The sequence below is a fragment of the Amycolatopsis pretoriensis genome, assembly GCF_900107925.1.
GTDB lineage: Bacteria > Actinomycetota > Actinomycetes > Mycobacteriales > Pseudonocardiaceae > Amycolatopsis > Amycolatopsis pretoriensis.
In genome coordinates this window covers 1-1,231 of sequence record NZ_FNUJ01000030.1, presented here as the reverse complement: position 1 = coordinate 1,231, position 1,231 = coordinate 1, and the positions used below count along the sequence as shown (strand labels likewise).

Below are 1,231 nucleotides of genomic sequence, written 5' to 3'. Positions count from 1 at the left end.
TGGGCTTGTTCGCCGGTGCGCATCAGCAGGATGGAGCTGGTGCGGGTGTCGGAGACGGGGATTTTGTTGCAGGGCAGGATCGGCACGCCGCGCCAGGCGGGGACGTGGTGCCCGCCGAGGTCGACGGCGTCGGGGTAGAGGCCGGCTTTGGTGCATTCCCGGCCGAACGCGGCGATGGTTTTGGGGTGGGCGAGGAACACGCCGGGGTCTTTCCAGACCAGGGCGAGGAGTTCGTCGAGGTCGTCGGGGGTGGGTGGGCCGGTGCGGGTGGGGATGCGCTGGGCGAAGTCGGCGTTGTGCAGCAGCCCGAACCCGGGGTTGTTGATCAGTTCGTGTTCCTGGCGTTCCCGCAGCGCCTCGACGGTGAGCCGGAGTTGTTGTTCGATCTGGTTCATCGGCTGGTTGTAGAGATCCGCCACCCGCGAATGCACCCGCAACACCGTCTGCGCCACCGACAGTTCGTACTCGCGGGGTTGGGCGTCGTAGTCGACGAAGGTGCCGGGCAGCATCGGCTCGCCGTCGTGGCCGGAGGCGAGGGAGATTTCGGCTTCGCCGTGGTCGTTGCGGGCGGAGGAGCCGCCGGCGACGAACGCGTCCAGGTGCGCTTGGAGGGTTTCGGAGCGGGACAGGACGTCGTCGAACACGTCCCGGGGCAGGGAGAGGACGGTGCAGGTGGTGACGGCTTTGGCGGTGAATTCCCAGATCCCGTCGTCGCGGACCAGGGCCGTTTCGCCGAAGTAGTCGCCGTCGGCCAGGGTGCCCAGGACGGTCTGGTCGCCGTAGGCGCCGGTGCCGACTTTGGTGATCTTGCCGTGGGCGATGAGGAACACCTGGTCGGCGCGGGAGCCGAACTCGACGAGGGCGTCGCCGGGTGCGTATTCGTGCTGGGAGAAGCGGGAGGCGAGTTCGGTGAGGACGTCTTCGTCGTCGTAGCCGCGCAGGGGGGCGAGTTCGCCGAGTTCGGGTGGGATGACGCGGACTTCGGCGCCGGTGGTGGTGAAGGTGACGCGGCCGTCGCCGACGGAGTAGGAGAGGCGGCGGTTGACGCGGTAGGCGCCGCCGGACACTTCGACCCAGGGCAGGACTTTGAGCAGCCAGCGGGAGGAGATGCCCTGCATCTGGGGGACCGACTTGGTCGTGGTCGCCAGGGTGCGGGCGGCGGCCCGGCCGAGGCTCAGTGGTGCCTGGTCGGTGTCCACCGGGTCGGTGACGGTCACAGCGAAAACCACCC

At 68.8% G+C, this 1,231-nt stretch carries 1 protein-coding gene; it reads right to left on the bottom strand.

What is annotated here, in order from left to right:
- Positions 1 to 1,217: family 2B encapsulin nanocompartment shell protein (locus BLV96_RS48965; RefSeq protein ID WP_091390502.1), on the bottom strand; the 1,217-nt coding region annotated here is incomplete at its 3' end.
- Positions 1,218 to 1,231 lie beyond the last annotated feature (14 nt).